Annotated in this window: 15 protein-coding genes; 9 read left to right on the forward strand and 6 right to left on the reverse strand. The window is 70.8% G+C overall.

Features of this window, described 5'->3' with window-relative positions; translation table 11 throughout:
- The first annotated feature begins 18 nt into the window (after window positions 1–18).
- From cyoE to G4D86_RS42220, 5 genes are all read left to right on the forward strand, one after another.
- Window positions 19–903 carry a heme o synthase gene (cyoE, locus tag G4D86_RS42200; protein WP_164000219.1) on the forward strand — a complete coding sequence of 295 codons (885 nt, stop codon included), beginning with the start codon at window positions 19–21 and terminating at the stop codon, window positions 901–903.
- Window positions 904–930: 27 nt separating this feature from the next.
- Window positions 931–1920: an ABC transporter ATP-binding protein gene (locus tag G4D86_RS42205; protein WP_164000221.1), complete on the forward strand. Its 990-nt coding sequence runs from the start codon at window positions 931–933 to the stop codon at window positions 1918–1920.
- Window positions 1917–2786: an ABC transporter permease gene (locus G4D86_RS42210; protein ID WP_164000223.1), complete on the forward strand. Its 870-nt coding sequence runs from the start codon at window positions 1917–1919 to the stop codon at window positions 2784–2786. Before G4D86_RS42205 ends, G4D86_RS42210 begins: the two co-directional genes overlap by 4 nt.
- An 86-nt stretch (window positions 2787–2872) precedes the next feature.
- Window positions 2873–3739 carry a carboxypeptidase regulatory-like domain-containing protein gene (locus G4D86_RS42215; protein WP_164000225.1) on the forward strand — a complete coding sequence of 289 codons (867 nt, stop codon included), beginning with the start codon at window positions 2873–2875 and terminating at the stop codon, window positions 3737–3739.
- Between the two features lie 13 nt (window positions 3740–3752).
- Window positions 3753–5249, forward strand: a complete 1497-nt coding sequence (locus tag G4D86_RS42220) for a lipase maturation factor family protein (protein ID WP_164000227.1) — start codon at window positions 3753–3755, stop codon at window positions 5247–5249.
- Here G4D86_RS42220 and G4D86_RS42225 read toward each other — a convergent pair.
- The 3 genes from G4D86_RS42225 to G4D86_RS42235 form a co-directional block, all read right to left on the reverse strand.
- Window positions 5197–6591, reverse strand: a complete 1395-nt coding sequence (locus G4D86_RS42225; protein ID WP_164000256.1) for a sensor histidine kinase — start codon at window positions 6589–6591, stop codon at window positions 5197–5199. The genes G4D86_RS42220 and G4D86_RS42225 overlap by 53 nt on opposite strands.
- A 107-nt stretch (window positions 6592–6698) precedes the next feature.
- Window positions 6699–7379, reverse strand: coding sequence for a response regulator transcription factor (locus G4D86_RS42230; protein ID WP_164000229.1), 681 nt, complete (start codon window positions 7377–7379; stop codon window positions 6699–6701).
- A gap of 327 nt (window positions 7380–7706) precedes the next feature.
- Complete coding sequence (locus G4D86_RS42235) at window positions 7707–8216, reverse strand: periplasmic heavy metal sensor (RefSeq protein ID WP_164000230.1); 510 nt, start codon at window positions 8214–8216, stop codon at window positions 7707–7709.
- A 339-nt stretch (window positions 8217–8555) separates the two neighbouring features.
- Between G4D86_RS42235 and G4D86_RS42240 the strand changes: the two genes are divergently transcribed.
- Window positions 8556–8759 carry a cold-shock protein gene (locus G4D86_RS42240; RefSeq protein WP_164000232.1) on the forward strand — a complete coding sequence of 68 codons (204 nt, stop codon included), beginning with the start codon at window positions 8556–8558 and terminating at the stop codon, window positions 8757–8759.
- Window positions 8760–8965: 206 nt separating this feature from the next.
- A complete protein-coding gene (locus tag G4D86_RS42245) occupies window positions 8966–9337 on the forward strand; it encodes a cupin domain-containing protein (protein WP_164000234.1) in 372 nt (123 codons plus the stop codon).
- 75 nt (window positions 9338–9412) lie between these two features.
- On the opposite strand, the gene G4D86_RS42250 is transcribed toward G4D86_RS42245, so the two are convergent.
- Both G4D86_RS42250 and G4D86_RS42255 read right to left on the reverse strand, forming a co-directional pair.
- Window positions 9413–9694, reverse strand: coding sequence for a hypothetical protein (locus G4D86_RS42250; RefSeq protein WP_164000236.1), 282 nt, complete (start codon window positions 9692–9694; stop codon window positions 9413–9415).
- A gap of 222 nt (window positions 9695–9916) precedes the next feature.
- Window positions 9917–11230 (reverse strand): S41 family peptidase, encoded by a 1314-nt coding sequence (locus G4D86_RS42255; protein WP_164000238.1) that lies wholly within the window; start codon window positions 11228–11230, stop codon window positions 9917–9919.
- A gap of 442 nt (window positions 11231–11672) precedes the next feature.
- On the opposite strand from G4D86_RS42255, the gene lepB reads away from it, so the two are divergent.
- Window positions 11673–12344 carry a signal peptidase I gene (lepB, locus tag G4D86_RS42260; protein ID WP_164000240.1) on the forward strand — a complete coding sequence of 224 codons (672 nt, stop codon included), beginning with the start codon at window positions 11673–11675 and terminating at the stop codon, window positions 12342–12344.
- Between the two features lie 295 nt (window positions 12345–12639).
- On the opposite strand, the gene G4D86_RS42265 is transcribed toward lepB, so the two are convergent.
- Complete coding sequence (locus G4D86_RS42265; RefSeq protein ID WP_164000243.1) at window positions 12640–12879, reverse strand: hypothetical protein; 240 nt, start codon at window positions 12877–12879, stop codon at window positions 12640–12642.
- A gap of 142 nt (window positions 12880–13021) precedes the next feature.
- Here G4D86_RS42265 and G4D86_RS42270 point away from each other — a divergent pair.
- Window positions 13022–19054, forward strand: a 6033-nt coding sequence (locus tag G4D86_RS42270; RefSeq protein ID WP_164000245.1) for a non-ribosomal peptide synthetase, incomplete at its 3' end; no start/stop codon positions are given.

Genomic DNA, 19054 nt, shown 5'->3' on the forward strand with positions numbered 1-19054 from the left:
CCTTGCCCCGGAGTCTGTGTGAGCGCGCGTGCCGAGTCCCTGTCGACGACCGCGTCCGACCTGATCTCCCTGACGAAGCCGCGGCTGTCCAGCCTGGTGCTCATCACCACGGCGGGCGGCATGTTCCTGGCGCCCGGCCCGCTGAACACAGTGCGCGCGCTGGTGACGCTCTTGGCCACGGCCGGCACGGTGGGCGCGGCCAACTCGCTCAACTGCTACTGGGAGCGGCACAGCGACCAGTTCATGGCGCGCACCCGCAACCGGCCGCTGCCCTCGGGGCGGATGGAGCCGTCGGTGGCGCTGTGGTTCGGCATCTCCCTGGCGGCGGTGTCCCTGCCGGCGCTGGCGCTGGGCGCCAACCTGCTCACCGCGGGCCTGGGCCTGCTCGCGCTGCTCAGCTACGTGCTGGCCTACACGCCGCTCAAGGCGCGCACCTCCGCCGCCATGCTGGTGGGCGCGGTGCCCGGCGCGCTGCCTCCGCTGATGGGGTGGACGGCGGTGACGAACGTGTTGGACGCGGGCGGCTTCGCGCTCTTCGCCATCCTCTTCCTGTGGCAGATGCCGCACTTCATCGCCATCGCCCTGTTCCGCAAGGAGGAGTACGCGGCGGCGGGCCTCAAGTCCGTGCCGCTGGAGCGCGGGGACGAGTCCAGCCGCGCGCAGGTGGTGCTCTACCTGGTGGCGCTGGTGCCGATGACGCTCTTGCCCTTCCAGCTGAACATCTCCGGCTCGTGGTACCTGGCGGCGGCGGTGGTGCTGGGCCTGGGCTTCCTAGGCCTGGGGGCGTGGGGTTTCTTCCGCCGGCTCGGGAAGCCCTGGGCGCGCCAGACGTTCTTCTATTCGCTCATCTACCTCACCGTCCTGTTCGCCGCGATGACGCTCGACCGCGTCCCGCGCGGCTAGCGCGCAGGGTGCCGGGGGAAGTCACTCATGCCTGATACCTCGGTCTCCACCCCTCCGGCGCCGCTGCTCCAGCTCGAAGGCCTCACGCGGCGCTTCAAGGGCCGCATCGCCGTGGACGGCTTGAGCCTGTCCGTGCGGCAGGGCGAAATCCTGGGCCTCCTGGGCCCCAACGGCGCGGGCAAGTCCACCACCTTCCAGGTGCTGGCGGGGCTCCTGGCTCCGGACGCGGGAGAGGTGCGCTTCGCCGGGAAGGTGCTGGCGCTGAGCGACCCGTCGCTGCGGCGGCAGATGGGCATCATCTTCCAGCGCAGCAGCCTGGATGACCTGCTCACCGCGCGGGAGAACCTGATGCTCGGGGCCCGGCTGTACGGCCTGGGCGGCGAGCGGGCGCGCGAGCGGGTGGAGGCGATGCTCGCGCTCATCGGCCTGCAGGACCGGGGCGACGAGAAGGTGGGCATCTGGTCCGGCGGCATGCGCAGGCGGCTGGAGCTGGCGCGTGCGCTGGTGCACCAGCCGCGCGTGGTGCTGATGGACGAGCCCACGCAGGGCCTGGACGAGGCGGCCTTCCGCACCTTCTGGGCGCACCTCAAGCGGCTGCGCGACAGCGAGGGCGTCACGGTGCTGCTCACCACGCACCGCGCGGACGAGGCCGAGGTGTGCGACAGGCTCGCGGTGCTGGACGCGGGCAAGCTGGTGGCGTGTGACACGCCGGCGGCGCTGGCCTCGCGCATGGGCGGGGACATCCTCTCGCTGGAGGCGGCCGAGCCGGAGGCGCTGGCGCGCGAGGTGCGCGAGCGGCTGGGGCTGGACGCGAAGGTGGTGGAGGGGAGGGTGCAGGTGGAGGCCACAGAGGGCCATGCGCTGGTGCCCCGGCTGGTGGAGGCCTTCCCGGCCGGGCGGCTGACCTCCGTGTCGCTGCGCCGGCCCACGCTGGCGGACGTGTTCCTCCAGCTCACGGGGCGCGCGCTGGGGGCGGACAAGCCCGCCGCCGAGCCCGCGCCGAGGAGACGCCGATGAACGCCGAGGTTTCCGCCGCTCCTCCGCCCGTGGAGGCCCCGCAGCCGCTGGAGGCCCGTGTGCCGGCTCCTGTCGCACCGGGCTCGCTCGCGCTGCAGTGGGCGACGGTGCGCGTGCTGCTGGTGCGCGACGTGGTGCGCTTCTTCCGTCAGCCCAGCCGCGTGGTGGGGGCGTTGGCGCAGCCCATCCTCTTCTGGTTCGTCATCGGCTCCGGCTTCGCGGGCTCGTTCCGCGTGGAGGGCGCGCAGGGGCTGGGCTACCAGCAGTTCTTCTTCCCCGGCGTCGTCACCATGGTGCTGCTGTTCAGCGCCATCTTCGCGACGATTACCGTCATCGAGGACCGGCGCGAGGGCTTCCTCCAGGCGGTGCTCGCCGGGCCGGGTTCGCGGCTGGCGGTGGTGCTGGGCAAGGCGCTGGGCTCGTCGGCGATTGCGCTGATGCAGGCGTCGCTGTTCCTGCTGCTGGCCCCGCTGGCCGGGGTGAGCGCGGCCACGCTCGACCTGCCGCTGCTGCTGACGGTCATGGTGCTGTCCGCGCTGGCGCTCACCGGCATGGGCATGTCGCTGGCATGGTGGGTGCGCTCCAGCGCGGGCTACCACGCGGTGATGAGCATCGTCCTGCTGCCCATGTGGGTGCTGTCCGGGGCGATGTTCCCGCTCAAGGGCGCGGGCTCCTGGCTGGCGTGGGTGATGCGCGTGAATCCCATGCGCTTCTCCGTGGAGGGCGTGCGGCGCGCGCTGTACGGCGTGGAGGCGTCCGCGGCGGTGGGCCCCGCGTCCGTGGCGGGGCTGGAGGTGCCGGTGCTGCTCGCCTTCGCCACCGTGTTCGTGGGCCTGGCCGCCTTCAGCGTCAGCCGGCGCGAGTAGCCCCAGGCGCACGCGGCTTGGACATCCGGAGCCCCGTTCAGTACGACGGGGTGGCTGATGAACCTGCTTCCCGAGGAGATTGCACGATGACGCTGCGCACGCTCGGTCTGACGCTGTTGGGGACCGCGGGCCTGCTGGCCCTTCCCGCCTGCCAGAAGGAGGAGGCTCCGGCCGCTCCGACTCCGGCTGCCACCGCCCCGCAGCCCGCCGCGCCCACGCCCGCGCCCGAGGCCAAGCAGCACGCTGCCACGCCCATCCAGGAGCCCGGCGCGCAGGGGACCGCGCCCGCCGTTCCAGCCATCCCCGCCGGCAAGGGCGTGGTGCGCGGCACGGTGACGTTCACCGGCACGGCGCCCGTGGCGGCCGACCTGCCGCCGAGCAATGACCCTGCCTGCGAGGGCATGTCGATGAAGGACGCCTCGGTGCTGGTGAAGGACGGCAAGCTGGCGAACGTGCTGGTGCGCGTGCGCGGCAACGTGCCGGGCGCGCCGCCCGCGCCGTCGGCTCCGGTGCTGGTGGACCAGTCGAAGTGCACCTATGTGCCGCGCGTGCAGGGGGCGATGGTGGGCCAGCCGGTGGCCTTCAAGAACAGCGACGGGACGCTGCACAACGTGCGCGGACTGGTGGGCACGAAGTCCGCCTTCAACGTGGCGCAGCCGCCGTCGGGCGCGCAGGTGCAGAAGACCTTGCCCGCGGACGCGGAGGTGCTCAAGCTCAAGTGCGACGTGCACCCGTGGATGACGGCGTTCGTGGTGACGAACCCGAATCCGTACTTCGCCACCACGGGCGCGGACGGCACGTTCAGCCTCCAGGGCCTGCCCGCCGGGAAGTACACGGTGGAGGCCTGGCACGAGTCGCTCGGCACGAAGACGGCCGAAGTCACGGTGAAGGACGACGCGCCGGCCGAGGCCTCCTTCGCCTTCTCCGCGACGGACGCCTCCGCGAAGAAGTGAGCGTGTCGAAACGATGAGCACGCACGGGCTCGCGCGGGTGCGGTGGTGGTACCTGCGCGGGCTCGGGTTCGTTTTCTGTCTCGCGTTCGCCTCGCTGCTCCCGCAGTTGCCCGAGCTGCTCGGACCTCAGGGACTGAGCCCCGCCGCGGAGTGGCTCGACCAGGTCCGTGAGTATCTGGGTGGCGAAGGACGCATGCTGCGCGTGCCCACGCTGCTGTGGCTCACGGGGGCGAGCACCGGGGCCTTGCGGGGCGTGAGCATCGCGGGCCTCCTGTGCGGCCTGCTGCTGGTGGTGGATGTGGCGCCGCGCTACGCGCTGGTGGGCGCGTGGGCCGCGTACCTGTCCATCACCACCGTGGGCGGCGTGTTCCTCAGCTTCCAGTGGGACGTGCTGCTGCTGGAGACCGCGCTCGTCTCGCTGCCGCTCACACCCGGACACCTGTGGCCGCCGCGCGTGGCATCGGAGCCGCGCCGTGAGGCGGTGCTCCTCGTCCGCTTCCTGTTGTTCCGGCTGATGGTGATGTCCGGCCTCGTGAAGCTCGCGAGTGGCGCCCCGACGTGGCGCGACTTCACCGCGCTCGAGTACCACTACTGGACGCAGCCGCTGCCGAATGCGCTGGCGTACTTCGCGCACCAGCTTCCGGCGGGGCTGCAGCGGGCCAGCGCGGTGGCCATGTTCATCATCGAGTTGATGGTGCCGTTCTTCCTCTTCGGGCCCCGGCGCGTGCGGCTCGCGGCGGCCGCGCTGCTGGTGCTGCTCCAGGTGGGCATCTTCGCCACCGGGAGCTATGGCTTCTTCAACCTGCTGACGCTCGTGCTGTGTTTCGCCGCGCTCGATGACGGCGTGCTGCGCCGGCTGCGCTTCCCGAAGCTCGGGGAGGAGGGTGCTCCACCAGCGCCGCGCTCACGGTGGGGCACCGCGGCCTTCACCGTGTTCGCCGGCGGCTATGCCGTGCTCGCGCTGTCGCAGGATGCGCGCCGCCTCATGCGCTGGAGTCCTCCGTCGCTGGTGTCGACGGTGCTCGAAGCCGTGAATCCCTTCAACAGCATCAACACCTACGGCCTCTTCGCGGTGATGACCACGCAGCGCGAGGAAATCGTCATCGAGGGCAGCGACGACGGGCAGACGTGGTACGAGTACCTCCTGCGCTGGCGCCCGGGCCCGGTGGACGAGCGGCCCCGCGTGGCCGCGCCGCACATGCCCCGGCTGGACTGGCAGATGTGGTTCGCCGCGCTGTCCACCTGCCGCGACAATCCGTGGCTCTTGCGCCTCCAGGACGCGCTGCTCCGGGGCGAGCCCCAGGTGCGCGACTTCTTCCGCAAGGGCTCGCTGCCGGACACGCCTCCACGCTACGTGCGCACCGTCCTCTACGACTACCGCTTCACGGACTTCGCGACGTGGCGCTCCACGGGCGCCTGGTGGACCCGGCGGGCGGTAGGCCCCTATTGCCCGCCGCTCATGCTGCGGGATGGGCAATTGCAGCGGGCGGACCCGACTTCTTCACCGTGAAGCCCACCCGCGCGCCCCCCCCGGCGCGGTTCTCCGCGAAGGCCTCACCTCCGTGGGCGCGCGCAATCCGCTGCACCAGCGCCAGCCCCAGTCCCAGCGAGCCCGCCTCGCGGGCCTCGCCGCCCCGGTCCTTCCGGTAGAAGGGCTGGAAGATGCGCACCTCCTCGCCCGGCAGGAGCCCCTGGCCCCGGTCGTCCACGAAGAAGGCGAGGTGCTCGCCGCGCTCCTGGACGCGCAGCGCCTCCGCGCCCGCGCCATGTCGCCGCGCGTTCTCCAGCAGGTTGGCCAGCGCCCGCCCCAGCAGCGTCGCGTCTCCCTGCAGGCCCGCCTCCGCCGCCTCCACGTCCAGCAGCTCCACTGGCAGCCCCGCGCGCTCCAGCGCCTGCGCCGCGAGCGTGCGCCCGTCCAGCACCCGCGACGTGAGCTGCCCGAAGTCCAGCCGCGAGCTGGCCAGCAGCTCGCCCACCAGCGCGTCCAGCTCCACCACCTCGCGGTCCACCTGGTCCAGCGTCTTCGGGTTGCCTCCGCCGTCGCGCAGCAGCTCCGTCAGCACGCGCATGCGGGCCAGCGGCGTACGCAGCTCGTGCGACACCGCGGCGAGCATCTCGCGCTGGTCCGCCACCTGCTTCTCGATGCGGCCCGCCATGTCGTTGAAGGCGACGGCCAGCACGGCGAACTCGCCCGTGGTGTGCGGGAGCACCTCGGCGCGCGCGTTCAGCTTCCCCGCGCCCAGCGCCTCGGTGGCCTTCACCAGCGCGTCCACCGGCCGGGCCAGCCGCCGGGCCAGCTTCCCCGCGGCGAGCCACAGCACTGCTCCAGCGAGCACCAGCGGCAGCGCCACCCGGAGCGGGTTCTTCGGACGGAAGGGGGAGTAGCACGCCCGCACCATCCCCAGCGGGACGCCGTCGCGCTCCACGGGGACACTCAGCTCGGAGCGCCGGCACGGCTCGCCCCCGCGCACCAGCAGTGCGCCGGAGGTGTCCCGCAGCTCCACGCCAATCTCCAGGTCCGTGGCGATGGAGTGCACCAGCGCGTCGCGCCGCGCGGGCTCGTTCCAGACCTCCTCGAAGCGGTGGCCCACGAAGGTCCGCATCCGGTCGGTCTCCTGCTTCCACGTGTTGCCGCCCACCAGGTTCATCACCGTCACCACCACGAGGCCCGTGGCGAGGATGGACAGCCCGAACCAGAGGAAGAGGCGCCGGTGCAGCCGCGCGCGCACGAAGTGCCCCAGCCGGCCCATGCGCCAGTACCGGTGCCGCCAGCGCGCGTGCGCCCGCATGTGCCGCCGCCAGGCCGCGGGGCCATGCCCATGTCCCCAGGGACCATGCCCCCAGTGCTCCATGCCGTGGCCCGGGGAAGCACCCTCGGGCTTTTGTTCGGAGTCCTCCTCGTGAAGACCGCAGTCGGGGCCACAGTCGGGCCCGTGGCCCCAGTCGCGCCGGCGGCCTCTCATGGCCCCTCTTTGGCGAAGACGTAGCCCACGCCGCGCACCGTCTTGATGAGACGCGTCCCGACGTCGCCCAGCTTCTGCCGCAGATGCGAGATGTGCACGTCCACCGTGCGCTCGCCCACCACCGTGTCACTGCGCCCGGCCTCGCCCAGCAGCGCGTCGCGAGGAATGACCCGCCCGGCCCGGCGCACCAGCGCCACCAGCAGGTCGAACTCCAGGCCCGTCAGGTCCACCAGCCGGTCCTCCACGCGCACCTCGCGGCCGGCCACGTCGATGGACACGCCGCCCGCCTCCAGCCGGTCCGCCACCGCCGACGGCTGCGAGCGGCGCAGCACCGCGCGCAGGCGGGCCAGCAGCTCGCGGGGGCTGAATGGCTTGGGCAGGTAGTCGTCCGCGCCCAGCTCCAGCCCCACCACCCGGTCCGTCTCGTCGCCCTTCGCGGTGAGCATGACGACCGGGATGCGGCTCTTGGCGCGGATGCGCTTGCACACCTCCAGACCGTCCATGCCCGGCATCATCACGTCCAGCAGCACCGCGTCGTAGGCCCCGGCCTCCAGCGCCGCCAGGCCGCGCCCACCGTCGGGCGCGTGGGTGACGCTGAGGCCGTTCTGCCCGAGGTACTGCGCGAGCAGCTCGTACAGCCGGGTGTCGTCGTCGATGAGCAGGACTCGCGTGGACATGTACGGCCTCTGACTCTAGCGCGCTCCCTCGCCAGGCGCGGGGGGCTCGGAGGGACTGGGGGCTGCGACGGACGGGGCCGAGGCCCCCCTGGGCGCGCGAGACTCCCACGACTCGCTCGGGCCCCGCGAGCCCCAGCGGCGCTCCCACCGGTCCTCCCCGCGCTCTCCCCACGCGCTGGAGTGGCAGGAGTGACGGTGGTGGGCAAGGCGGGCGAAGCCGGAGGCATAGCCTCCGACGGTGCCCATGGCGAGCAGGACTATCAGCAGGCGGCGGCGCATGGTGCGTTCTCCTTTGCGTTGATGAAGACGGCTGTCATGGGGAGCGGGTCAGACCATCTGCTCGCCGTGCCCCCGCCAGCCGCCGCGCCCACCGCACCGGCCATGGCCGCCGTAGCCGCCTCGCCAGCCGTAGCCGAAGCCGTGCTCGATGAGGTCCGCCAGCTCGCGGCGCTGGCGCGGGTCCAGGGCCTCGTGCACCTGAGACAGCCCGCCCTGCACCGTGCGGCGCAGGTTGTCGAGCGCCACGTCATGGCGCGCGAACAGCTCGCGCAGCGCGTCCCCGTCGAAGTGCTCGCCCCGCAGCGCGGTGCCGAGGGCGGTGCGGCTCGGGCCCACCTCGTCGCGCACCTTGGCGAAGGCCTCCGTTACTTCTTCCACCGTCTTGACGATGACCTTCTCCTGGCCGGGAGACGTCTCCAGGCGCTCGAACAGCCAGCGCAGCCGGGCGCGGCCCCAGCGCCCTCCGCCGCGGTGATGGGAGTGATGCCAGTGGCGCCCGCCGCGCAGCGTGAAGATGAGCCCCGCGAGGCACGCGGTACCGAAGAGAAATCCGAACATGGTGCTGTGCTCCCCAGAAGTGCCGTGCCCGGGAAGGGCCGGCGTTGTTGACGGGGAGAAAGGTAGAAGGCGGGTGTGAAGCGCGCGCCCGAGCCCCGTGAAGAAGTGTGAAGGGGTCCTCCGGACTCGGAATGGAGCGGAGAGCCCGGTCGGTTTTCCCTAGCGAGCGACGCTCCTTCCTGGGAGTGTCCGCCGTCCGACGCCTGCTCGCCTAGCGGGGAGGGGGACGGTGGACATTCACCCGCAGGGTGGATTGTCGTATCGGTGTTGGGGCGATGTCCGCTCCGCACGGGCAGCCCGGAAGTCCGGACCGCCGCAAAGCAGAAAGAAGAAGGTCACATGGCAATCGGTACTGTGAAGTGGTTCAACGACGCCAAGGGGTTCGGCTTCATCGCGCAGGACAACGGTGAGGACGTTTTCTGCCACCACTCGGCCATCAACATGGATGGCTTCCGCACCCTCCAGGAGGGGCAGAAGGTGGAGTTCGAGGTGACCCGCGGTCCCAAGGGACTGCAGGCCCAGAACGTCCGCGCGGCTGGCTAGCAGCCAGGCACCGCGGCCACCCATGGGTGGTTTCGAGGCCCGGTCTCCCACAGGGAGGCTGGGCCTTCGTCTTTCCGGCCTCCGGCCTGCCAGCCAGGCGGCCTCGCGGTGTCCACCCGTCGACCCCGGTCGCCTTCCTTACCTTCACGGCAGGAGCGCGGCGCACCCGCCGCCATTCACCGCCTCGAGGCGAAGGAGACGCAGGCATGGGCGACACCAGCGTGAAGAAGGTCGAGAGTCGGCACTCTCCCAAGGGAGAGCTGGGGCAGAAGTACCTGGCCTCCGGCGTCCGCCTGTCCATGCGGCTGTGGGAGGACGAGCCCCCCGGAGAGCCCGCGCCCGCCACCGCCCGCGACTACGAGACGGTGGGCTTCGTGCTGAAGGGTCGCGCCGAGCTGCTCCTGGAGGGACAGGTCATCCTGCTCAACCCGGGGGATTCGTGGCTGGTGCCGCGCGGCTCCTCGCACACGTACAAGATCCTGGAGACCTTCTCCGCCGTGGAGGCCACCAGCCCGCCGGCCGCCGTGCACGGTCGCGACGAGGGCAAGGACGTGCAGAAGAAGCCCGCCAAGGCGTGAGGCCATGCGCGAGCGGGCCGCGGAAGATCGCGGCCCGCCGTCACGCCGGGCCTACCCATCCCGAGGGGCGAGACGCTAGTGGGCGGTGCCCTTCAGGCAGGAACCCTGGAAGCAGTCGTCGATGCAGATGTAGCCCGTCCCGAGCGACGCGCAGTCCTCATGCCGGGTGCAGGTGATGGAACACAGCGTGTCGGTCTCGACGCAGGAGAGGCCATCGTTGGTGATCTGGTGCCCGCCATTGGAGATGCACCTGGTGCTGCCGGCGCACTCGAAGTCCTCGGAGCAGCTTTCGCCGATGTCGGCCTTGCCGGTGCCGTCCTTGCCGCAGGAGGTGAGGAGCAGGACCGCGGTCGCCACGAAAAAAAGTCTATGCATCGCGAGAGCCTGATTGCCGACCGCGACATGCACAAGAAACCGGTTGTGCTCCAGATCGTGACCCGGGCTGGCGCATCCCTGACCCCGCCCCCCCGTCCGCCATGCTTCTTGTTCATACAAGCCAGAGGTGACAGGCCTTCCGGGCGACAGTGAGCCTCCGCATCTTCAGCTGCGAACCGAATGCAGACGGACGGCTGCGCCGGGTCATTCGCGCGGATACACGCGCGGAGCGGATTCGTCGCGCCACAGCATCTCGAGCGTCTTGCCGGTGAGCCTGACCCGTAGCACCTCATAGCCCTCGACAGCGAAGACGTCCTCCGTCAGTGGCGAAAGGCGCGCGACCGGGCGATTGGGAAAGGCGAACCACAGCGCCCCGTCGCGATACACGACTTCGATCGGAGGGGCTCCCGCACCACTCCTCAGAAAGCGTCCCGCCAGCGGCGGCAGCTTCACGGGAGCCAGGCTGACGGGATGCATGCGCGCCTCGACGGCGACGTTCGCCCAGCGATAGTCGCCAAGCTGCTCGGGCGTCGCGCCGGGGGCCCGAGAGAGCCTGCTCAGCGCGCGCACCTGTGCCGCGTCCAGAGCCTGTGAGGAGGGAGTTTCCACGTCCGGCGCGACCCCGGCGCCCTCCCAGTTCGTATTGCTCACCGCATGCACGGGACGGCCATAGGAAACGCTGAGGATGAAGTTGGGCGCGATGGGAATCAGCTTGTTGTTGTTGGCCGCGCCCACGGTCTTGGTGCCGACCAGCTCGCCCAGCTTGAATTGCTGCACATCGTAGGCGAACGCTTCGGCAGCCGATGCTGTTTGCCCGTCGAGCAGCACATAGAGCGGCTTGCCCTGCAGTCGCCCGGCAGGGAGGTGTTCAAGGATTCGCGATTGCGAAGGCGTTTCCGAACCTTGCAGGAAGGTCAGTTCCAGTGTGTCGGGAGCCATGAAATGGCTGACCAGATAGCGGACTGCACCGTGCGAGCCGCCGCCGTTGTTGCGAAGGTCGATGATGATGGCATCGCCGTCCTTCAGGAATCGCATTGCGTCGTCGTAAGCGGTGCCGGTCTCGTCGTTGACCCACTGGAACCCGGTGATCTTCAGATAGCGGATGTTGCCCGGCAGTATCTTCATCTCCGTCAGGCCGTGATGTTCGCGGATGGCCTGGTGGCGGAAAAAGGCGTCTTCGCCCGCGGCGCTGTCCGGCGCGGCCAGCGCCGCGACGTAGGCCGCCGGATTGACCCGCAGCGAAAGATGCCTGTCGTTGCTGACGCCACGAAGGTCCTCGGTGATCCGGTCGGCAAAGACGATGGGGTCGTCCACCTCGTAGCGTCCAGACTTTTGCAGCTGCTTCAACCGTTCGATGATCTTCGGCCGCATCTCTGGGAAGACGTAGCGCTCCTCGAACTCCGTCGAGATGGCCTGAAGCGCCGTGCCGCGCTCTTTCGGCGACAGGCGCTGTTGCGCCAGTGCGGTCGTGCAGACACAGCTCAACGCAATCAACGACGCAATCGCATGCGGTTTCATTGCTGGGGCCTCTTCCAGGAGGGTTTCGATGGTCCTGTCGACGGCATCGACAGGTCCCCATCGACTGCCTGCGCGCCAGGGGGGCGTTGCCTGGGAGCGTCACGGGCGAATATATAAGCGCTGTTATATGTGCGCAAGAGGTCGCTGGACTCGCGTTCGTCAGGGATGAAATCCGCGTGGTGGTGCTCGCGCCGGACTCCGGTCGCCGCCCGATTCGCCGGCCGAGGGGACCCGGCGGGGTTGCTTGGAATCACGAGGAGTGGAGGCTCGAGCCGCCATGACCAACAGGCCCAGGCTCCTGACGCGCCACTCGCGGGAGGGGGGCCTGGACATGCCCAGCACCCACGAAGCGCGTTTGGCGACACCGGCGTGCCCGCCGCGCTCGGGAAGAGACGGGAGCAGGTGCGGGTTGGGGCCGTCACCTCGAGCACCGGAGGCCCCCATGGCCGAGCGCCTGCCCCGCCCCGCACCCCGCTGGAAGCGTCACCTGCCCGACCTCGCCGTGCTGCTCTTCCTGTTGGTGGGGCGCGCCAGTTTCGCGGACCACTATCACGTGCCCTCCGGCTCCATGGAGCCGACGCTGGCGGTGAAGGACCACATCCTCGTGGACAAGCGCGCCTATGGCCTGCGCGTACCGCTCACCGAGACCTGGCTCACCGAGCGCGAGCCCACCCGCGGCGACGTGGTGGTGTTCGCCCACCCACTCACAGGGACGACGATGGTGAAGCGCCTCATCGGACTGCCCGGCGACACCGTGGCTCTGGTGCAGGGGCGGCTCTGGCTCAACGGCGCCCCGGTGGAGCAGACGCTCGCGCAGGGCGTGCGTCGCGAGGCGCTGCCCGGCGCCCCCCACCCGCTCGCCCCCGAGGAGGACCAGGGGCCGGACTTCGGCCCGCTGCAGGTGCCCGCGGGCGAGTACCTGATGCTGGGCGACCACCGGGGCAACTCCGCCGACAGCCGCTTCTGGGGCCTGGTCCCCCGCGCCAGGCTGCTCGGGCGCGCGGTGTCCGTGGTGTACAGCGCGCGCGACGGGCTCTCCGGCACCGAGCGCCTGTGGCTGCCGCTCACCCCGGGCAGCGAGGACTCCCGGCTGCTGGAGCCGCGGCGGGACTGAGGCCGCTCGGGCCTGGACGCGCTGGCATCCAGCCCAAGGCCGCCCCGCCGGTGCCGCCGCGCGCGAGCAGGGTAGCTGCGGCCCTTGATGCCCACCAGCACCTGGCCGCTGGGGCACAGGTCCGCGAAGTAGGTGCCACCCGTGCCGCCCAGGGGGCCGAAGTCATGGGCGGTGCCGAGTGAGCCATTGCGTGTGGGTGACCGCCGACGCAACGGACGCACCAGTCCGAGCCGTCATCGAAAACCTGATCGGCTCCTTCGCGGGCGAGGAGTGAAACCGTGAGTCGTGAGAGGATTCAATGATCAAACGTCATCCACGAGCAGCGGCTCGCCAGATTTGGAATAATCAAAAATATACGTCGTGTATGTGAAAACACCCGGAAGGACTTTTCCGCTCCATTGGCAGACGTCTCACACCAGACCTCGAGAACAAACTGCGGGTCGAGCAGCGCCTCGCCGGAATGCGCTTCCAGCAGGCCGACCCCATGTGTGAGATCTCCCCTCATGGGTGCACGATTTCGCTCTTGCTTCAGCATTTCCGCGCCTGTCACAGCCCGTGTCTCCCGGGGGCAGGCGATTCACGGCCCGTACGACAGCTTCCCCGCCGAACGGCCTTTCACGTTTCAGCAGTCATTTCGATGTATTCTTGTTTGATTCCTGAAGTCTAGTGTTGCGGGCATGCGTACCCCCACCTCGATCAGCGGCCAGCTCGAGCTGCATGCCGCCGCGCAGCCCCATCGGCTCGCCTACCGCTACCTGACGACTGGTGACGCGGATGGGCCGGTGGAGACGCTGACGTGGGCGGAGCTGGACCGCCGGGTGCGCGCCGTGGCGGCGGCCCTGCAACGCGCCGGTGCCGAGGGGCAGCGGGCGCTGCTCCTGTACCCGCCGGGGCTCGACTTCGTCGTGGCGTTCCTGGGGTGCCTTGCCTCGGGGGTGATCGCCGCCCCCGCCTACCCGCCGGATCCAGGTCGCCTGGAGCGGACGCTGGGCCGGCTCCGGGCCATCGCGCGGGACTGCGACGCGCGGCTGGTGCTCACCACGGAGGCCATCGCCGGGATGGCCGAGGCGCTGCATCCCATGGCCCCGGAACTGGGAGAGCTCCAATGGGTGGCCTCGGATGCGGTGCCCGACAGCGAAGCGGACGCCTGGCGACGCCCGGCGCTACCGACCTCGGGCGTCGCGTTCCTGCAGTACACGTCGGGGTCGACCGGGACGCCGAAGGGCGTCGTCATCACCCACGACAACCTCCTGCACAACGAGCGGATGCTCCAGCGGGGTTTCGGCCACTCGGTCGAGACGAGCAGCGGCGTCGGCTGGCTGCCGCTCTACCACGACATGGGGCTCATCGGGAACGTGCTGCAGCCGCTCTACATCGGCATGCCGTGCACGCTGATGTCGCCGCTGGCCTTCCTGCAGCGCCCGGCGCGCTGGCTGCGCGCCATCTCCACCTTCCGGGGGACGACGAGCGGCGGGCCGAACTTCGCCTACGACCTGTGCGTGCGAAAGGTCACGGACGCGGAGCGCGTCGGGCTGGACCTGTCGAGCTGGGACGTGGCCTTCAACGGCGCGGAGCCGGTGCGCACGGCGACGCTCGAGCGCTTCGCGGCGGCCTTCGCGGCTCATGGCTTCCGACGCGAGGTGTTCTACCCATGCTACGGGCTCGCCGAGTCGACGCTGTTCGTGACCGGGCCGGTGAAGGCCTCGGCGCCGCCCGTCACCGTCTCGCTGGACGTGCCGGCCTTGGAACAGGGTCGCGTGGTGCCCCTGGCGGCGGAGGCGTCGCGCGACGCGCGCACGCTGGTGGGTTGCGGGCACGCCTGGATGGATCAGCAGGTGGCCATCGTCGACCCGGCCAGCGGGCGGCGCGCGGGCGATGACCGGGTCGGGGAGATCTGGGTCTCGGGGCCGAGCGTGGCGCGGGGCTACTGGAACAACCCGGAGGCGACCGCGCGGACCTTCGAGGCGCGGATCTCGGGCACGGGTGAGGGGCCCTTCCTACGGACGGGCGACCTGGGCTTCCTTCACGAAGGAGCCCTGTTCGTCACGGGGCGGCTCAAGGACCTGATCATCGTGCGCGGGCGCAACCTGTACCCGCAGGACGTGGAGCTGACCGCGGAGCAGGCCCACGCGGCGGTGCGGCAGGGCTGTGCCGCGGCGTTCGGGCTGGAGGTGGAGGGCGACGAGCAGCTCGTCGTCGTCGCGGAGGTGGACGAGCGCGCGGGCACGGCCCCCTCCGAGGTCGCGGCGGCGATCCGGGAGGCGGTGGCGGCGGATCACGGGGTGGTCGTGCACGCGGTGGCGCTCCTGCAATCGCGGACGCTGCCGAAGACGACGAGCGGCAAGGTGCAGCGCCACGCGTGCCGCAACGCCTTCGTGGAAGGAACGCTCTCGCTCGTGTCGGACGTGGCGTTCGCGCCTGCGAGGGTCGAGCCGTCACCGGATGACGCGGCGGTGCAGGGGCTCGAAGGCTGGCTGTTCGCGAGGATCGCCGCGCTCACCGGCACGCCCGTGGGGGCCATCGACCCGGGGCAGCCGTTCGCCCACTACGGGATGGACTCCAAGGACCTCGTGGGCCTGTCCGGAGACCTGGAGCTGCGTCTGAACCGTCCTGTCTCTCCCGCGCTGCTCTATGAGCAGCCGAGCCTCGCCGCGCTGCTCCGCCACCTGGAGCAGAGCACGGACGTGGGGCAGCCGGTGCCCATCTCCCGGTCGGCGGGCCCTGAGACGGAGCCAGGCCCCCTGTCCGCGGGCGGGGCTCGACTGCTCGTGCTCGACCGGTTGGAGCCCGGAAGCGCGCTGTACAACATCCACGCCGGGCTGCGCATGAAGGGCACGCTCGACGCGGTCGCGTTGCGCAAGAGCCTGGACGCGCTCATCACGCGCCACCCGATGCTGCGCGCCACCTTCCCCGAGTCGGAAGGACGGCCGGTCCTCGCCATCTCCGCCCCGCGCCCCGTGGAGCTGCCCACCGTCGATCTGCGGCGGCTCCCCGAGGAGGCGCGGAAGGCGGAGCTGGCGCGGCTCTCGGACGCGCACGCCACGGCACCCTTCGACCTCGCCCGGGGGCCGCTGGTGCGGCTCACGCTGGTGGCGCTCGCGGAAGCGGAGCACCTGCTGCTGCTCACGCAGCACCACATCATCACCGACGCGGGGTCCATCGGGGTCTTCGTCCGCGAGCTGGCCCAGGTGTACGAGGGCTTCCGGACCGGCGCGCACCGGGCTCTCGGAGAGCTTCCGGTGCGCTACACCGACTACGTCCGCTGGCAGGACGCCTGGCTCCAGGGAGAGGACGCCCGACGCTCGGTGGCGTGGTGGAGGCAGAACCTCTCGGGGCTGCCACGGCTCGACCTCCCGACGCCTCGAACTCCCAGCCGGGGCACGACCCATGCGGGCGACGCACATGCCTTCATGCTTTCGGCGGGGCTCACCTCGGCCCTGAAGGGCCTGGCCCGCCGCGAGTCCTGCACGCTGTACGTCGCGCTCCTGACGGCCTGGGCCACGCTCCTGCATCGCTACTCCCACCAGCAGGTGGACTTCGGGATTGGCACCGTCACCGCCGGGAGGGATCGTCGCGAGCTGCGCGACGTGGTGGGCTTCTTCGTGAACACGCTCGTGCTGCGGTGCGACCTGTCCGGAGACCCCGAGGGGGGCGCGCTGATGCGCCGGCTTCGCGGCGTCGTCGAAGGCGCGCTCCGTCACCAGGAGGTGCCCTTCGACCAGGTGGTGAGCGCCGTCGGAGCCCCCCGGGGACAGGATCTCAACCCGCTCTTCCGCGCGGGCTTCGTGCTGGAGAACGTGCCCTTCCCCGAACTGTCCCTCCCGGGACTCACGTGGACGCCCGTGCTCCAGCGGCCCGATGGCGGCGTGCCGGGCACGGCGAAATTCGACATCGGCCTTTCGATGGTGGAGGCGGAGGGAGGGCTTTCCGCGGCCATCGAGTACGCGACCGACCTGTTCGATGCGGCGACGATCCAGCGGATGGCGGGGCACTTCCAGCGGCTGGTGGAGGGCCTCGTCGAAGCACCGAAGCGGCGGGTGTCAGAGCTGTCGCTGCTGACCGCCGGGGAACGCCACCGACTCCTGCGCGAGTGGAACGAGACGGTGGAGCCGTCAGGAGACGTCTGCCTCCACGAACTGTTCGAGGCGCGGGCCCGGGCGGCACCCGAGGCCCTGGCGGTGAGCTTCGGAGCGCAGCGGCTCACCTATGGCGAGCTGGAGCATCGAGCCAATCAGCTCGCCCACCACCTGCGGGGGCTGGGGGTGGGCCCGGAGGTGCGGGTCGGGCTGTGCATGCCGCGGTCGGTGGAGCTGGTGGTGGGGCTGCTGGGGATCCTCAAGGCGGGCGGAGCGTATCTGCCGCTCGACCCGACCTACCCCGCGGAGCGGCTGTCCTTCATGCTCGACGATGCCCGCTCGCCCGTGCTCGTCACCGTAGGGCGGCTGCGCGACACGGTGCGCGCCGCGGCACCGTGCATCGTCTTTCTCGACGACGACCGGGACGCCATCGCCTCGCGGCGAGGCGATGCACCCGCGAGCGGCGTCCAGCGCGACAACCTCGCCTACGTCATCTACACCTCCGGCTCCTCGGGACGGCCCAAGGGGGTGGAGAACCGGCACGGCGGGCTGACCAACCTGATCCGCTGGTTCGTGAAGGAATACGCCGTCGGTCCGGCGGACAGGGTCGCGCAGCAGGCGGTGATGGGCTTCGACGCCTGCGGGCTGGAGTTGTGGCCCGCGCTCTCGGCCGGCGCGTCGGTGCACATCGTGGACGAGGAGACGCGGTTCTCATCCGAGGGGCTGGTGAAGTGGTTCGCGCGCGAGGCCATCACGCTCGCGCACCTGCCGCCGGTCCTCGCCGAGGCCATCGTCGACGGAGCGCTCCCGGCGGGCCTTCCGCTTCGTGCGCTGCTCACCGGCTCCGACAAGGTGCAACGCACCCCGAGGCACGCGCCGCCGTTCCGGTTCACCAACCACTATGGCCCGACAGAGGCGGCCATCCTCGCGACCTGGAGCCCCATCCAGGTGTCGGAGGGCATGCAGCCGCCCCCGATTGGTCGTCCACTCCCGGGGGTGCGCGTCTACGTGAGCGACCCCCACCTCCAGCCCGTGCCGGTCGGCGTGCCTGGAGAGCTCTGCATCGGGGGCCTTGGACTGGGCCGGGGTTACGCGCACCGGCCGGACCTGACGGCGGAGCGCTTCATCCCCGATCCCTTCGGACCCGAAGCCGGAGCGCGCATCTACCGTACCGGCGATCTGGTGCGCTACCGCGAGGATGGCGTCCTCGAGTTCCTCGGACGCGCCGACCATCAGGTGAAGCTCCGAGGCTTCCGCATCGAGCTCGCGGAGATCGAGAGCGTGCTCGCCCAGCACCCGTCGATTCGTGACGCGGTGGTGCTGGCACGCGAGGACGCCCCGGGTGACAAGCGGCTCGTGGCCTATGTGGTGCCACGAGAGGGTCCGCTTCCCGGTACGAGCGGGCTGAGGAGCCATCTGCGAGACAAGCTCCCGGACTACATGGTGCCGGCGGCGTTCGTGGAGCTTTCGTCGCTGCCCCTGACGCCCAATGGCAAGGTGGACCGCAAGGCCCTGCCGCTTCCGGACCCTGCTGCAACCGACGCGGGGCGGGACTTCGAGGCCCCCCGCACGCCGGTGGAGGAAGTGCTGGCCACCCTCTGGGCGCAGGTGCTTGGCGTGCCTCGCGTCAGCCTCTCCGACAACTTCTTCGACCTCGGAGGCCACTCGCTGCTGGCCATGCAGGTGCTCGGCCGGGTGCGCACCGCCTTCGGCGTCGACGTGCCGTTGCGCGCCTTGTTCGAAACGCCCACCGTCGCCGCGCTGGCTCCGCTCGTCGAAGCCGCCCTGCGCGACGGGACGACGCCCACCGCGCCAGCACTCGTGCCCGTGCCTCGCGAGGGATTGCTGCCATTGTCCTTCGCCCAGCAGCGGCTGTGGCTGCTCGACCGACTGGAGCCCGACAGCCCTCTGTACAACGTCCCCGCGGCCGTGCACCTGGAAGGGCCACTCAACGCGACCGCGCTGGAGCAGGCGCTGAGGGCGCTGGTGCAACGCCATGAGGCCTTGCGCACCACCTTCCCCAGCATCGAAGGGCAGGCGCACCAGGCCATCGCGCCCGAGCTGGCGGTGCACCTGCACACGGTGCAACTCCACGCGCCGGATGAGGTGCAACGGCTGGCGAAGAAGGAAGCGGAGACGCCGTTCGACCTCGGCCGGGGGCCGCTGCTTCGAGCGACGCTGCTCAGACACTCGGAGCAGGAGCACGTGCTGCTGCTGACGCTGCACCACATCGTCTCGGATGGCTGGTCTCTGGGGGTGCTGGTACGGGAAGTCGCAGCGCTGTACGAGGCATATTCGCAGGGCCAGGCATCGCCTCTGCCAGCGCTTCCGGTGCAGTACGCCGACTACGCGATGTGGCAGCGGCAATGGCTGTCGGGCGAGGTGCTGAAGACGCAGCTCGCCTGGTGGAAGCAGCACCTGGCCGGAGCCCCCCCGGCGCTGGAGTTGCCCACGGACAGGCCTCGGCCCTCCATGCGTTCCCACCGCGGAAGCGTCCTCCCCGTGGCACTGCCCCGCGAGCTGACCTCCGCGCTGACGGCGCTGAGCCGCCGTGAGGGCAGCACGCTCTTCATGACGCTGCTCGCGGCCTTCCAGCTGCTGCTGGGACGCCACAGCGGCCAGGACGACATCGTC

Origin of the sequence: Pyxidicoccus caerfyrddinensis, from assembly GCF_010894405.1 — a bacterium.
Lineage (GTDB): Bacteria > Myxococcota > Myxococcia > Myxococcales > Myxococcaceae > Myxococcus > Myxococcus caerfyrddinensis.

Bases quoted from the DNA above. Each gene is read 5' to 3' on its own strand.
- G4D86_RS42210 (WP_164000223.1), top strand. From the start codon at position 1,917: ATGAACGCCGAGGTTTCCGCCGCTCCTCCGCCCGTGGAGGCCCCGCAG.
- G4D86_RS42265 (WP_164000243.1), bottom strand. From the start codon at position 12,879: ATGCTGAAGCAAGAGCGAAATCGTGCACCCATGAGGGGAGATCTCACA.
- G4D86_RS42235 (WP_164000230.1), bottom strand. From the start codon at position 8,216: ATGTTCGGATTTCTCTTCGGTACCGCGTGCCTCGCGGGGCTCATCTTC.
- lepB (WP_164000240.1), top strand. From the start codon at position 11,673: ATGGCCGAGCGCCTGCCCCGCCCCGCACCCCGCTGGAAGCGTCACCTG.
- G4D86_RS42255 (WP_164000238.1), bottom strand. From the start codon at position 11,230: ATGAAACCGCATGCGATTGCGTCGTTGATTGCGTTGAGCTGTGTCTGC.
- G4D86_RS42220 (WP_164000227.1), top strand. From the start codon at position 3,753: ATGAGCACGCACGGGCTCGCGCGGGTGCGGTGGTGGTACCTGCGCGGG.
- G4D86_RS42225 (WP_164000256.1), bottom strand. From the start codon at position 6,591: ATGGAGCACTGGGGGCATGGTCCCTGGGGACATGGGCATGGCCCCGCG.
- G4D86_RS42205 (WP_164000221.1), top strand. From the start codon at position 931: ATGCCTGATACCTCGGTCTCCACCCCTCCGGCGCCGCTGCTCCAGCTC.
- G4D86_RS42230 (WP_164000229.1), bottom strand. From the start codon at position 7,379: ATGTCCACGCGAGTCCTGCTCATCGACGACGACACCCGGCTGTACGAG.
- G4D86_RS42245 (WP_164000234.1), top strand. From the start codon at position 8,966: ATGGGCGACACCAGCGTGAAGAAGGTCGAGAGTCGGCACTCTCCCAAG.
- G4D86_RS42240 (WP_164000232.1), top strand. From the start codon at position 8,556: ATGGCAATCGGTACTGTGAAGTGGTTCAACGACGCCAAGGGGTTCGGC.
- G4D86_RS42215 (WP_164000225.1), top strand. From the start codon at position 2,873: ATGACGCTGCGCACGCTCGGTCTGACGCTGTTGGGGACCGCGGGCCTG.